This is a genomic window from Patescibacteria group bacterium, from assembly GCA_028707065.1.
Classification (GTDB): Bacteria; Patescibacteriota; Patescibacteriia; order Patescibacteriales; family WJLG01; genus JAQTUZ01.
This window is the reverse complement of sequence record JAQTUZ010000011.1, coordinates 32,738-46,378: the sequence shown is the minus strand read 5'-3', so window position 1 is coordinate 46,378 and position 13,641 is coordinate 32,738. Positions and strand designations below refer to the sequence as shown.

At 47.5% G+C, this 13,641-nt stretch carries 10 protein-coding genes; 7 read left to right on the top strand and 3 right to left on the bottom strand.

Annotation, left to right across the window (positions count from 1 at the left end; genetic code table 11):
* The 5 genes from PHE24_04475 to pcm form a co-directional block, all read left to right on the top strand.
* On the top strand, positions 1-1,785 hold a 1,785-nt coding region (locus PHE24_04475; GenBank protein MDD4902367.1), incomplete at its 5' end, for a phosphoribosylformylglycinamidine synthase subunit PurQ.
* 134 nt (positions 1,786-1,919) lie between these two features.
* Positions 1,920-2,966, top strand: a complete 1,047-nt coding sequence (gene amrS / locus PHE24_04470) for an AmmeMemoRadiSam system radical SAM enzyme (GenBank protein ID MDD4902366.1) — start codon at positions 1,920-1,922, stop codon at positions 2,964-2,966.
* Between the two features lie 89 nt (positions 2,967-3,055).
* Entirely contained in the window at positions 3,056-3,910 is an 855-nt protein-coding gene (amrB, locus tag PHE24_04465; protein MDD4902365.1) for an AmmeMemoRadiSam system protein B, read from the top strand.
* A gap of 59 nt (positions 3,911-3,969) precedes the next feature.
* Positions 3,970-4,524 carry an AmmeMemoRadiSam system protein A gene (amrA, locus tag PHE24_04460; protein MDD4902364.1) on the top strand — a complete coding sequence of 185 codons (555 nt, stop codon included), beginning with the start codon at positions 3,970-3,972 and terminating at the stop codon, positions 4,522-4,524.
* Between the two features lie 36 nt (positions 4,525-4,560).
* Positions 4,561-5,157 (top strand): protein-L-isoaspartate O-methyltransferase, encoded by a 597-nt coding sequence (gene pcm, locus PHE24_04455; GenBank protein MDD4902363.1) that lies wholly within the window; start codon positions 4,561-4,563, stop codon positions 5,155-5,157.
* Positions 5,158-5,481: 324 nt separating this feature from the next.
* Here pcm and PHE24_04450 read toward each other — a convergent pair whose 3' ends face one another.
* Positions 5,482-7,410, bottom strand: coding sequence for a hypothetical protein (locus tag PHE24_04450; GenBank protein ID MDD4902362.1), 1,929 nt, complete (start codon positions 7,408-7,410; stop codon positions 5,482-5,484).
* A gap of 468 nt (positions 7,411-7,878) precedes the next feature.
* Positions 7,879-9,735 (bottom strand): hypothetical protein, encoded by a 1,857-nt coding sequence (locus tag PHE24_04445; protein ID MDD4902361.1) that lies wholly within the window; start codon positions 9,733-9,735, stop codon positions 7,879-7,881.
* Between the two features lie 374 nt (positions 9,736-10,109).
* Between PHE24_04445 and PHE24_04440 the strand changes: the two genes are divergently transcribed.
* On the top strand, positions 10,110-11,552 hold the full coding sequence (locus tag PHE24_04440; protein MDD4902360.1) for a Mur ligase family protein: 1,443 nt from the start codon (positions 10,110-10,112) through the stop codon (positions 11,550-11,552).
* 246 nt (positions 11,553-11,798) lie between these two features.
* Positions 11,799-12,092: a hypothetical protein gene (locus PHE24_04435; GenBank protein MDD4902359.1), complete on the top strand. Its 294-nt coding sequence runs from the start codon at positions 11,799-11,801 to the stop codon at positions 12,090-12,092.
* Between the two features lie 109 nt (positions 12,093-12,201).
* Here the strand turns inward: PHE24_04435 and PHE24_04430 are convergent, their stop codons facing one another.
* A complete protein-coding gene (locus PHE24_04430) occupies positions 12,202-13,488 on the bottom strand; it encodes a TIM barrel protein (GenBank protein MDD4902358.1) in 1,287 nt (428 codons plus the stop codon).
* Positions 13,489-13,641 lie beyond the last annotated feature (153 nt).

The following is a 13,641-nucleotide window of genomic DNA, read 5'->3' as shown; positions in this document are numbered from 1 at the left end:
CCGGTAAAAATGCTCATCAGTCCGGAAGCCGGAGCCAGGATGGCGGTTGGCGAATCCATTACCAATATCATGGGGGCTTTGATCAGCGATTTGGCTGATATCAAGTCCTCTGGCAACTGGATGTGGGCGCCGAAGCTGCCGGGCGAAGGTTCAGCTCTCTATCGTGCGGTTCTGGCCGCCGAAGAAGTGATGATCAAACTGGGTGTTGCGATCGACGGCGGCAAGGACAGTCTGGCCATGGCAACAAAAATTCTCGGGGAATGGATCAAGTCGCTCCGACAATTGGTCGTTTCCAATTATGTTACCATGCCGGATATCAGAAGAGTAGTGACGCCCGACATTAAGAAGCCGGGTGAAAGCATTTTACTGTTTCTTGATCTGGCTCAGGGAAAAAATCGCTTGGGCGGGTCCGCGCTGTTGCGCGTTAACAAACAAATCGGCAATGAATCACCGGATATGGAAAGTCCGGAGCAGCTCAAGGCTGCCTTTGCCGCCGTGCAGGAATTGATCAGGCAGAACTTAATGCTTTCTTATCATGATCGCAGCGACGGCGGATTGATCACGGCTTTTTCGGAGATGGCTTTCGCTGGCGACTGCGGCTTGAAGATCGATTTGCGCGATGACAAATCTGCTCTGGGATATCTTTTTGCCGAAGAACTCGGCGCCGTCCTGGAATGCCATGAAAAAAATCTGCAAAAAACGATTGAGATTTTGGGCGACCGGGGCGTTAGCTCGATCGTCTTGGGCGAAACCAGAAAGCGCAAAGAGATCCTGATCAAGCAGGACGGCAGAAATATTCTTGAAGAAAGAATGCCGGTCATGCGCAGCTGGTGGGAGGAAACTTCTTATCAGCTGAAGCGGTTGCAGTCGAATCCGGATACGGCTGACGCGGAAAAAGAGAATATCTTTGAACGCCGTAAGCCGAAGTATCATCTGGGATTCGCGCCGCGACCGACGGCTCCGGAAATTCTGGTACGGGCCAAAAAGCCGAAGGCAATCATCCTGCGGGAGGAAGGCAGTAACGGCGACCGCGAAATGACTTCCGCCTGTTTCGAGGCCGGATTTGAAACGACTGACGCGGCCATGACTGACATGATGAAAGGCAAAGTCAATCTGGATGAGTTCAGGTTCAATCTGGATGTCGGAGGATTTTCCCATACTGATGTTCCGGAAAGCGCCAAAGGCTGGGCGGCAAAAACGCGCTTCAATCCCGAAGTTTGGGAGATGACGCAAAGGTTTTACGCTCGGCCCGACACCCTAAGTCTGGGCGTCTGCAATGGTTTTCAGCGCGATACCTTACTGGGCATAATGCCTTGGCCGGGATTGTCGGATGAAATGCAGCCACGATTGGTGCAAAATGATTCCAAGAAGTTCGAGTCGACCTGGTCAATGATCAAAATCCTTAAGAGTAAGTCGATCTTGACCAGAGGTATGGAAAATTCCATTCTGGGCGTCTGGGTCGCACACGGGGAAGGCAAAGTGTTTTTCCCGGATAAAACCTTGATACCCAAAGCATTCCAGGAAGGACTCGTCCCTATAGTCTATATTGACGACAAGGGTCGACCGGCACAGCGTTATCCGTTCAGTCCCAATGGTTCACCCAGAGCAATTGCCGGGTTCTGCACCCCGGACGGCAGGCATACGGGAATGATGCCGCATCCGGAACGGGCGTTTCTGAAATGGCAGTGGGCCTGGTTGCCCGAGACCTTAGATAAGAAATGGAAGGCCTCGCCCTGGCTAAAGATGTTTCAGAATGCGAGAGAATGGTGCGATAAAAATTCATAACAATAGAAAGGGAAGTATAACAGCCCCGCGACTATCATGTTACGGGGCCTTTTTATTTGATTTGACGACAAAACCAGAGGCGCATAAAATAGAGGGTAGGAACGCAAGATTTTGCGTTCCTGCCATAAATTTTTATGGAAAATCATTTAATCCAAGCGAAGTTTTATCAAAAGTCATCGGACAACGCGGTTGATTGCCGGCTTTGTAATCACTTTTGCCATATCCTGCCGGATAACGTGGGAATTTGCACGGCGCGGAAAAATATCGGCGGTGAATTATATTCTTTGGTTTACGGCCGGCCGGCGGCGATCAATATCGACCCGATCGAGAAAAAACCGCTCTATCATTTCTTGCCCGGCTCTTCGGCTTTTTCGGTGGGCACTTTGGGCTGCAATTTCCGCTGCGCCAATTGCCATAATTATGAGATTACCCAATCAAAATTAGATAAGACAAAATTGCCATTTGTCGCGCCCGAGGAAATTATCGCCGGGGCCGAGCGCGCCCAGTGCCAATCGATCGCCTATACTTATAATGAGCCGACCATTTTTACTGAATATGCTTTGGATATTATGAAATTGGCCAGGGCGGAGAAATTAAAAAACATCTGGGTCTCCAATGGTTTTATGTCGCCTGACTGTCTTGAGGCAATTATTCCTTATCTGGACGCGGCCAATATTGATTTGAAATCAATGGCAGATCCGTTTTATAATAAAGTATGCCATGCCCGGGTCGAACCGATCCTGGAAAATCTGAAGAGAATCGCGTCAGAGTCCGCTGCGCGAGACTCTGACGGAGCCGGAAAAAAAGGCGTTCATCTGGAAATTACTACGCTGGTGATCCCGACGCTTTCCGATAATCTGGCGATGCTTAAAAAAATCGCGGAATTTATCGCCAAGGAATTGGGCAAGGACACGCCCTGGCATTTATCCCGTTTTTCCCCGGAAATTTCCTGGAAATTAAAAGAGTTGCCGGAAACCAGCCGGGAAATTTTGGCAGAAGCTTATAAGATCGGCAAAGAGGCAGGATTAAATTTTGTTTATGCTTCCGGCTACAAAGATAATACTTATTGCCCCAATTGCGGCGAGCTCGCCATTGAGCGGATTTATTACCAAGTAAAACGGTTTGATCAGAACGGCAAATGTCTTAAATGCGGTGAACAAATATTTACAAATAACCAATAATAAATAACCAAAAAATATTTAAATATTTAATTATTTTTTTGGATATTTATTATTTGATATTGGATATTTAACAGATTTATATGAAAGTTATGGAAAATTCAATCAGGCAGCCGGCCGCGGCGGAAAGTTTTTATCCGGCCGAGGCGCAAGCGCTGGCGCAAAAAATAAAAAAATACTTGGCAGCGGCCAAACCGAAGGCGCCAAGCGATAAAATACGCGCGATCATGGTGCCGCATGCCGGTTATAATTTTAGCGGACCGGTGGCGGCTTATGCCTATCAGGCGATCGCCGGACGGAAATTCAGAACGGTGGTGCTGATCGGCAGTTCCCACACTTCTTATTTTAACGGGGCAGTGATCGATGATCATGACGCTTGGCAAACGCCATTGGGAGACATTGAAGTTGACCGAGAATTTGCGGCTAAACTTATCGCCAAGGAGAAAAAAATAAAGATCCTCGGTTCGATCCATGACCAGGATCATATGATCGAAGTGCAATTGCCCTGGCTGCAAACTGTTTTAACGCCCGGTTTCAAGATTGTGCCGATCGCTTTGGGTAATATGGAAAATGATAACTATCGGCAGTTAGCTGACGCTCTGGAGACAACATTAACCAAAGATGATTTGCTGGTAATCAGTTCCGATATGTCGCATTATCCCGCCTACCAAGACGCCCAGCGGATCGATCAAAAGACTTTAGCCTTGATCGAACAGGGAATAATCGGCGAATTAGATAAACATATTTCGGCGATAATGGCATCGGGAGTCGCGGGCGAAGAAACCCTGCTTTGCGGCTGGGAGGCGGTAAAAACAGGAATGGACTTAGCCGATAAACGAAGCTGGCAAGCGAAAATCTTAAAGTACGCCAATAGCGGCGATGTGCCGATCGGCGACAAAGAATCGGTGGTGGGCTATGGGGCGGTCGCATTTTCAATTACAAATTAAAAATTATGCCGATGTAAAATCGGCATCCCGAGCTTGCCTCGGGACAAATTAAAAATATTATGAGCGAGGCCTTTTTGAATAAAGAGCAACGGGAAGAATTGCGAAATATTGCCAAAATTTCGGTAGAAAATTTTGTTAAGGACGGAAAGATCACGGATTTTAAAATAACTGACGAACGGTTAAAAAGGCCGGAGGGGGTTTTTGTGACGATCAATAAAAAAGGCGAGTTAAGAGGCTGTATCGGCTTGATCATTTCGACCGGCAAACCGCTTTGGGAAAATGTCAGATCGATGGCGATCGCGGCCGCGACCGAAGATAATCGCTTTGAGCCGGTAAGCGCCGAAGAATTGTCCGAACTGGATTACGAGATCAGCGTTTTGTCCGAACCGAAAGAAATAAAAAATTGGCAAGAAATAAAATTAGGCCAAGATGGCGTAATTGTTTCCCGCGGACGGAACAAAGGAGTGTTTTTGCCCCAAGTGGCGGTTGAAACCGGCTGGGGCTTAGAAGAATTTTTGAGCCAGCTTTGTTTTCAGAAAGCCGGCTTGCCGCCCGATTGCTACAAAAATGACCCTAATGTGAAATTGGAAGTTTTTACGGCCCAAGTTTTTTGATATTTACGGCAAGGATTTCTCTCAAGTTGAAATTTTATGAATAAAGATCAGTTACTTCAAAAATTGAAGGAAAAAGGATTTTCCGATAAAATAGCGGCTGCTTTCGCGGCAGTGGACCGGGAAAAATTCTTTCCCGAAAAATTCAAAAAATTCGCTTACGATGACGAGGCTTTCCCGCTGGGGCACGGCGCCACAATCTCCCAGCCTTCCACCATCGCCTTTATGCTCGCTCTGCTGAAAATAGCAGATGAACAAAAAATCATGGAAGTGGGCAGCGGTTCGGGATATGTTCTGGAATTATTGAGCGAAATATCCGGCAATTCTGAAATTTACGGAGTGGAAATGATCGACAGTCTGGTGGAGAGTTCGAGAAAAATTTTATCTTCCCGTCCTAATATTCATCTTGTTAAAGCGACTGAAGTATTGGGGTTTGCCCGGGAAAAACCTTTTGACCGCATTCTGGTCTCGGCCGCCGGAACCGAGCTGCCGCGCGAATTGATCGCGCAACTAGCTGAAGGCGGAATATTGGTTTGCCCGGTAAATAATTCCATTATCAGAGCGGTGAAAACCAACGGCAAAATAGCCATTAAAGAATTCCCCGGGTTTGTTTTTGTTCCGCTGGTCACCAAGTAATAAATGGTATTCAACCGCAGGGCAGAGTCCTGCACCCATCTTTTCTAAAAGGTATCTTCGCGTGCCGCCGGACGAAGTATTTATCATCGCTCGCTCGGAAATGATCCCTGCGAGGCGCGGGATCATTTCGCTCGCTTCGCTTGATAACCAATCTTATCGGCGCTCGCTCGGAAATAATCCCCCGCAAAATGCGGGGATTATTTCGCTCGCTTCGCTTGATAATAAAAAAGCAATAAAAAAGCAATAAAAAAGAGATGTTCATCACATCTCCTTTTTTATTACTGAAAAATTATTTTTTTAGATTCGTGGAATTAGTATTATCCATTACCAAGCACAGCCATGGCAGCTGGCATAAAGCTCGGCCAATAATTTTTTCAGCGAAACAGTGGCGACGTTCAAGGTGGTATCGCCGCCGCCGTAATAAACGAAGATCGTGTCGCCGCGCAAGACCGAACCGCAGGAGAAAACCACATTGTGGACTTGGCCGCTTTTTTCATAATCTTTCACCGGCTCAAAAATATGATTTTCCGTGCGCGCCAATATTTCTTCCGGATTATCCAGATCCAAAAGAAAGGCGCCGAAGCGGTAGGAACTGTCTTCGTCGGAAACGCCGTGGTAAAGCGCCAGCCAGCCGTATTTGGTTTTGATCGGCACGCCGTTGATGCCGATCTTGCGGCTATCGAATTTGCCGGCCCTCGGTTCAGCCCAGCCGGTTTCCTCGCTCAATTCGTTCCGCTCAAAATTCAGATCATCGCGGGAATGGATATCAATGCCATTGTTCAGGCGATGCAGGATATAATATTTGCCTTTGATCTTTTCCGGAAAAATAACCGCGTCTTTATTGTCTTTGCCCGCGCCCGAGATTACTTCTGGTTTTCCCCAATTCCAGCGCTTGGCCAGAAAATCATCGCGGGAGATCGAGGTAATGGCTATGCCCGGAGGAATGGCTCCGTTAAAAGCGGTGTAAAGCATATAGATGCGGTCGCCGAATTTCATCAAGCGCGGATCTTCGCAGCCGGAATTCCCTCCCGGCACGCCTTTTTTTTCAAAATCTTCGCGGGGAACATAAACCGGTTGGGGCAAGCGCTCATCGATAGTAAAGCCGTCCTTCGAAGAAGCATATCCCAGGACGGAAGTGTTATCAGCCGACATGGCGCGATAAAGGATATGAAATTTCCCTCCCTCGTATATCGCGCCGGCGTTAAAAGTTGCTTTTGCCTCCCACGGATGTTTTGGATTTGGCTTGATGATCGGATTTTTTTCAAAACGCTTCAAAGAAAATTCCGTTTCCGGCGTGGCAAGCAGATCCTTGACCACGGCGCTCAAAAGGAATCTGGCCGCGCAGCAAACCGTATCAGCCGCGCCATAATAAATATGCAAGTTATCACCGTCGATATAGGCTCCGGCCGGAAAAACTATTTTTGGCACTTTGCCGTAAACTTCATAAGGCTCTTCCGGAACGAGCAGGGCATTTTCCGTGCGGCCGATTATCTTGGCCGGATTTTCGGCGTCAAGCAAGACGGCCCGGATCTCAAAGGTCGGATTGCCGCGGAAATAATTGCGGATATGGGAATAGATCAGGAGCCAGCCTTCCCTGATGCGGATCGGCGCCGCGCCTAATTCAATATGATCTTCTTGCGGCTGATTGAAATTGATCTTGTATTTGTCGATATTCTTGTACCAGTTGTTCCAGTATCTTTTTGACCAAATTTCTCTTTCCTCGTCAAAATAAGCCAAGGCGATCTTGGCCGGCGGCTGATCAGTATTGGCGGTTAAGATCGCGGCATATTTGCCGTTGATCTTTTCCGGAAAAAGCGCCATGGCTTTGGAATTGAAAGTCGTGACCTGGTGTTTTTCCACGGTCTTAAAATCGCGGGTGACGCCGACGCCGACCTTGATGCCGTCAGCCGTGAACGGATAGCGGGAAAGGGCGGTATAAAAAATATAATATTTGCCGTCGAGCTTGGTGACGCGGGGATCTTCGCAGCCGTATTTGTCCCAATCATCGCCGGGTTTGATGAATTGCTGGCGGCTAACAAAAGGTTTTTGGAATCGGCCGATGGCATGGCCGATAGAGGAAATGTTCATATCCGCGCCGAAAATATTCCTCCGGCTGGACATGGCGCGGTAAAAAAGATGGATCTTTCCGCCTTCTTTGACCGGGCAGCCGTTAAAAACTTCTTCCGCTTCCCAGGCGTGATATTTGAGCGGCAGGAGGATCGGATTATTGAGGTAGCGTTTGGCGATAGCCATAAGATAAAATATTAAAATTTATTATCAAGCGAAGCGAGCGAAATAATCCCCGCATTTTGCGGGGGATTATTTCCGAGCGAGCGCCGATAAGATTGGTTATCAAGCGAAGCGAGCGAAATAATCCCCGCATTTTGCGGGGGATTATTTCCGAGCGAGCGCCGATAAGATTGGTTATCAAGCGAAGCGAGCGAAATAATCCCCGCATTTTGCGGGGGATTATTTCCGAGCGAGCGATGATAAAGATCTCTCCGCCGGCTGGCAGACGCTTGCGGCGAGGATACCTTTTAGAAAAGATGGGTGCGAGTGCCTGCCCTGCGGTTGAATACCATTTATTTTTAAAATTTAACGACGATAAAAACTTCCATTGCTGCTGCTAAAAAAAATCATAGAGCAAAGAACAAAGAGCAAAAAAATATAAAGTTGTTTCTTGTTCTTTGATCTTTGCTCTATGATCTAAAGCTTTTGTTATTAGTGATCCAATTTTACCTTCTTCATCTTCGGCGCTTCGCCTTCGATCAGCTGTTTGACGAACTTATTGAGCGGGGCGGTGGCGACGCAGGCATATTTGTCCGAACCGCCATAATAAAGGAAGAGCTGGCCGTCTTTGATGGCGGAGCCGCCGGCGAAAACCACGCCGTATTTGTGCCCTCTATTTTCATAATCTTCTTCCGGCTCAAGCACCGGAAGCGTGGTGCGATAAAGCACTTTTTCCGGCTCGTCGTGTTTTAAGATCATCGCGCCGATCTTGTATTTGCTCATGTCGCGCCGATCGATCGCGTTATAGAATACCAACCAGCCCTCTTTGATTTTCAAGGGCGAGCCGCCAATGCCGATCCGGTGGCTGTCCCAGGTATTGGGCCGGGCGGGAATGATGTGTTGGCCCTTGAGAAATTTTTTGCCGTCAAAATCCAGATCATCAACATAATCAATGACGATATTCGGCCAGATGCGATGGAAGATCACGTATTTGCCCCTGATCTTTTCCGGCAAGATGGCCGGGTTTTTGGCGCCAATGCCGATATTCCGCACCCAGGGGCGATCTTCCAGATATTCCTTGATGATCGCCGGATTTTTGGTGTTCAGATCAAGCGAAGTGATCAAGACCGGTCTTTTCCAAGCCGTCCATTTGCGGTTAAGAAAATCTTTTAAGGCGATCGAACTTAAAGCGATATTGGTTTCCGGATAGCCGTTGAAAGCGACATAAACGATATAAACCCGGTCGCCGATCTTGACGACTTTCGGATCCTCGCAGCCGCCCCAGCCGCCGCCGGAAGAATAGCGCGCCGCGGTCTGGAAATCGATATTGCCCGAAGTTCCCTCAAAGCCGGCTCGGGGCATATAAATCGGCTCGTCGAGGCGTTCATCGATGTGAATGCCGTCAGTCGAAGTGGCCAAGCCGATCACGGAAATATTGTCGTCGCCGATGGCGCGATAGAGCAGATAAATCTTGCCGTCATGCTGGAAAGCGGTCGGGTTAAAGGCGGCCACCGACTCCCAAGATTTTTCGGCCCGGGGCCCGAACAGAGGATTGGTTTTCGATTTTTTGAGAAGTTTTTTGGCCAGGGACGGGTTGGCGTTTTTCCCATACCAAACGGCGGGCAAGAAAACGGAAATCAGCTGGCCTTTGGAATCTTCGTAATAAAAGACCAAACTGCCTTTCCATTCGACGATCGAGATCGGATCAATTTTCTCCTTGTCGTCTTGCGTCCAAAGCGGCAGGTCGGAGCGCCAAATAAGTTGTTCGGGATTATCCTTGTTGAAAAAAGCTATGCCTAAGGAAAATCTTTTTTGCTTGTCCTCGGCGTAATAAACCAAAGCCAGGCCTTCGTCGCGGACAAACACCGCGGCCGGCACGACCGCTAGCGCGTCGAATTTTCCCGGCCGAGTCTTTAATAATTCGATTTTCGCCAGACGCCATTTTTTCAAATCAACCGAATAGGCGATCTTCATGCTTTTCTTTTCCCCAAGATACATCACCCGGTCCTCGTCATAATAAAAATCAGGCACAACCGTGCCGACGGCTTTGATTCCATTCAAGGCCGTGACCGTTTTCCAGTGATTTAGCGCGTCAGAAACGGCGCTAAAAAATCTTCCGCCTTTTTCATAGGAAAGCAGATGTTTGTTGCCCAATTTGCTGAGGCGAAAATTATGGCACTTATCGATCTTTTCGCCGTCAATCGATAATTTTTTTGCCGTCGGGGTAAAAGTCAGAGTGTCCGCGCTTTCCGCCAATTTGTGAACTTGTTGGGCGCCTGAACCGTGCGAATAAAAAAGCGAAACAATTTTACCGTCGCTCGACAAAAAAAGATTTCTTATCCTCCTCATAAGATTATTTACTTATTCATTATTGTGAGTTTTGTTACAACGTAAATTATAACACAAAAACTCGGGATGTTAAAGTTTTTGCGGTGTGGAAAAAAAGTGCACAGCTAAAAATGGTAAATTTTATTATTTTTAGCCATAAATTTGGCGAATCAGCCGTTTATCACCATTAAAAAATAAAACGGATTTGGATCGCGCCGGCCGGGAAAATATTTTAATTTTTTCCAACTTCACAAAAGTTCGGTTATGGCTTAAACTGATGATTGCGGCTGGCGCTTAAAATCGGAGGCGAAAAAATGCCGGCGCGATCGGTCTCGCTCTCGCGAAGGCGCCGCCCTCAAAATAATCACATATCTATTTTTTTAAATTAGCTGAAAATGAAAAACGCCAAATTCATTGCTGCCAAAAAATTTTTAGAATCATTGGTCAATATTCCCGGTCCGATATCTTTTTTAGCTAAAAACCGCGGCCGGCGCCGCAAGGATAAAAGGAGATTTTTTATCAAGCGCTTGCGTTTTTTACTCAAGCTTTTAGGCAACCCTGATCGGAATTTGCGTTTTATCCACCTCACCGGCACTTCGGGAAAAACTTCCACGACTCTGCTTGTTTCCTCGATTCTCGCCGCGGCCGGATTTAAAGTCGGCGCTTTCGTTTCTCCGCACCTTTCTTCTGTTACTGAACGGATCCATTTGGGGAATAAACTGATTTCGGCGCGGGAGCTCCTGGAAATTATCGAACGGCTTAAGCCGTTTCTTTCACATTGCGCCGCGATCAGCCCCTATGGCTGTCCGTCGTTTTTTGAAACTATGCTGGCCGCGGCTTTGGTTTATTTTAAAAATAATAAATGCGATTATGTTGTTTTGGAGGCGGGTATCGGCGGCTCATTCGACGCGACTAACGCGATAAAAAAATCCGCCGTGCAAATCATCACCAATGTCGGTTTGGATCATACCGATGTTTTGGGCAAGACCAGGGAGAAAATCGCCCGGGACAAGGCCGGCATCATTAAGCCGGGAGGAAAATTTTTTACCGCTGAACGCGATCCGCGGATCTGTCGGATTTTTCAGAATATTTGCCGAACTAAGAAAGTTCCGTTCCGGCGGATCAACGGCGATTATAAAATCATCGCCAACGATTTGTCGGGCGTCGAGTTCGAATATGAAGGTGAAAAATTTAAAACCAAATTGGTCGGCGAGCATCAGGCGGCTAACGCGGTTTTGGCCTTTGCGGCGGTAAAAAAAATTGTCGGCGCCGATCTCCGCGCGTTTAAAAAAGGAATTGCCGCTGTTTTCGTTCCTTGCCGCCTGGAAGAAATGCCCGCCTTCGCTAAGGCTGCGGTGGACAAGCCCGCCTTCGCTAAGGCTGCGGCGGGCGAGGCCCGACAAGGAAAAAAAATATCGCGGCAGGCAAAAGTTATTTTGGATGGAGCGCATAATGTCGATAAAATGAAAACCACCGCTGAATTCATCAGCAAGTTTTTCTACCGAAAATTGCATCTGGTGATCGGCTTGTCTAAAAATAAAGATGCCGAAGGAATTTTACGGGAGATCGTGCCGCTTGCCGATAGGATTTATTTGACCAGATTTTTGCATGAAAACAGGAAAACTCAATTTTTAGGTAAAATGAGCCAAATTTCCAGAAAATTGAGCAAGAAAAAAATTAGCGTTTTTGTTGATCCGCACGAGGCGCTGGCCGCGGCCAAAAGGTCGGCAGCCAAAGATGATTTGATTTTAGTCACCGGTTCTTTTTTTCTGGCCGGCGAATTGCGCGGCGAATGGTTTCCGGAAGAATATATATTGGAAAAGAGGAAGATGATATAATATTATCAACATCTTTGCCACTTTTTTTAGAAAAAAGTGGCACAAAAAATCGCGCGCTGGACAAATTTTGGGACGCTCCGCTATGAAACCTAGCAAAATTTCAAACTCGCTCGCTGGACGCTCGCTCAAACAGTGAAATTTTGCACGGTTTCCACGCTGCGCGTCTGGTCCAAAATTTTCCAATGCGCGCTGCAAGGAAATTAATTAATTTTTTGATGCGATGAAGCATTAAAGACAATTAAATTTATGGATAAAGATACTGTCAATCCGCTAAAAATGGCGGGGAGTTATCTGGGCGCTTTTGCCGGGTTGGTTTTATTTTTGAAAGGCTGGCATATTTTTGGGTGGATTGTCCCGCTTTTCGGCATTCATCTTAATTCCCTGGCCGCCCTGGATATGCTGGGCGGTTTTATCGCCGGCTATGTGGCGCATATCCTTTGGCGGGTGTTAAGTTATCATACGGGACGGGCCACAAAAGTAAAAAGTAGAAAGTTAAAAGTGAAAAATCCGCCCAAGGCGGATCAGCCTCGGGATGATTAAAAGCAAAAATATTTAACGGTTTTTCGAAAAGCCGTTTTTTTGTTTCAAAAAAAATAAAAAAGCCCGGGGAGAATTCTCCGGGCTTTATCGTCTCTTTCTCCGATAAGGTTTATTCGTTCGCCATGACCATGTCGAGCATTTCTTCGGTGACTCCGTAAAGAGAGAGGTTGAACTGTTCTTCCGCGGCCAGAACATTCTGCCGGTTCATGAGAATTTCTTTCACCGGAAGACGCTGGTTAAGTATCAGTTCCGTTTTTTCCGTGCCGGGAGCGGAAGAAAGGATGTCTTCATACTGTCTGGTTAATTCCCTCCCCAGATATTCCGGCCTGCTCAGTCTTAAGACGGCTTCGCTCAGTTTTACATTAGCCAGAATTCTGGGCACCAGGATTTGCTCGATCATCCGATACATTCTGGCGTTGTAGGCCAGGAACTGCAGCATGATTTCGCGATAGTTTTCTTTTCCGGCCGCCAGATCAGAGCGTAGGGCATGACAATCGAATTCCACGATTCCCTCCCAGCCGCTTTCTTCGAGGAAACGGAAAATATGGACCATCACCTTGCAATTGTCCGGGCCGAAGAACAGGGGAAAGTCATTGTCGAACTGTCCTGAAATCTGTCCGCCGACATGGAGGAAGAATAATTTTTCCGCCCAGACCGCCTGCTGGATTTCCAGAAAGGGACTGGCGCAAACCATGGCCGAATGCTGCGGAATTTCCGGATTGACTCCCCAGAAAGCCGGATTGTCCAGCTTGCTGATGAAAGCCAGAGCCGAACCGACGAGCGGCAGAAAAGAGAAACCGCGCGGTTCGTTGGCCTTCGGTTCGATCGTGCCCCGTATGATGGAATAGTTATTCTGCTGGCAGGAAGAAGAAATAGTATCCAGGGCTTCTTTGAGCCAGGTATAAGGATCGCCGTTATCCGGGCTGATCATTACCGGCGATTCAAAACCGTCTCTGGCCACCCAGTAAGTAACCTGGGTCGCGCCGAGATAATTGCCGATCCAGGCCGCCCGCATCGCTTTTTTCACAGCCATCATCCGGACAACCGGATTGGGATTGGTGAAGCCGCCGTTGGCGAAGATCGGATGGCCATGCAGCGAGCAGGTCATCATATTTACCGGCAGTTTTCCCTTGACCAGGATCGCTTTGATTTCCGCCAATTCTTTGCGGACCGCGCTTTTTTCGTCAAGATAGTCATTGGGATTATTGGGATCCCAGGTGACGATATCGTCATCGTGCGGCGAGAAATAATCGATCCACCCCGCCTTTTTGGCTACGATGAGAATGTTCAGATTCTCGATGACCGAACTTTTATCAAGTATCGGTCCGCCAAAAGGATCCACGCCCTTGTACCCTACCGTCCACAATCCTACCGACAATTTCCTGCGTCGTGCCATTAGACACCTCCTCACTTGGTTAAATGTGTGTATATAAACCACGCCTAAATTCTTAAGCGGTTTTTTGCGAAAGGACAAAGAATAGATTAGATTATCTGAATAATATATTTTTGTCAAGCAATTATCCGGTTGCTAAACGTCCGGCCGAGTGAT

Bases quoted from the DNA above. Each gene is read 5' to 3' on its own strand.
- amrS (MDD4902366.1), top strand. From the start codon at position 1,920: ATGGAAAATCATTTAATCCAAGCGAAGTTTTATCAAAAGTCATCGGAC.
- amrB (MDD4902365.1), top strand. From the start codon at position 3,056: ATGGAAAATTCAATCAGGCAGCCGGCCGCGGCGGAAAGTTTTTATCCG.
- amrA (MDD4902364.1), top strand. From the start codon at position 3,970: ATGAGCGAGGCCTTTTTGAATAAAGAGCAACGGGAAGAATTGCGAAAT.
- pcm (MDD4902363.1), top strand. From the start codon at position 4,561: ATGAATAAAGATCAGTTACTTCAAAAATTGAAGGAAAAAGGATTTTCC.
- PHE24_04450 (MDD4902362.1), bottom strand. From the start codon at position 7,410: ATGGCTATCGCCAAACGCTACCTCAATAATCCGATCCTCCTGCCGCTC.
- PHE24_04445 (MDD4902361.1), bottom strand. From the start codon at position 9,735: ATGAGGAGGATAAGAAATCTTTTTTTGTCGAGCGACGGTAAAATTGTT.
- PHE24_04440 (MDD4902360.1), top strand. From the start codon at position 10,110: ATGAAAAACGCCAAATTCATTGCTGCCAAAAAATTTTTAGAATCATTG.
- PHE24_04435 (MDD4902359.1), top strand. From the start codon at position 11,799: ATGGATAAAGATACTGTCAATCCGCTAAAAATGGCGGGGAGTTATCTG.
- PHE24_04430 (MDD4902358.1), bottom strand. From the start codon at position 13,488: ATGGCACGACGCAGGAAATTGTCGGTAGGATTGTGGACGGTAGGGTAC.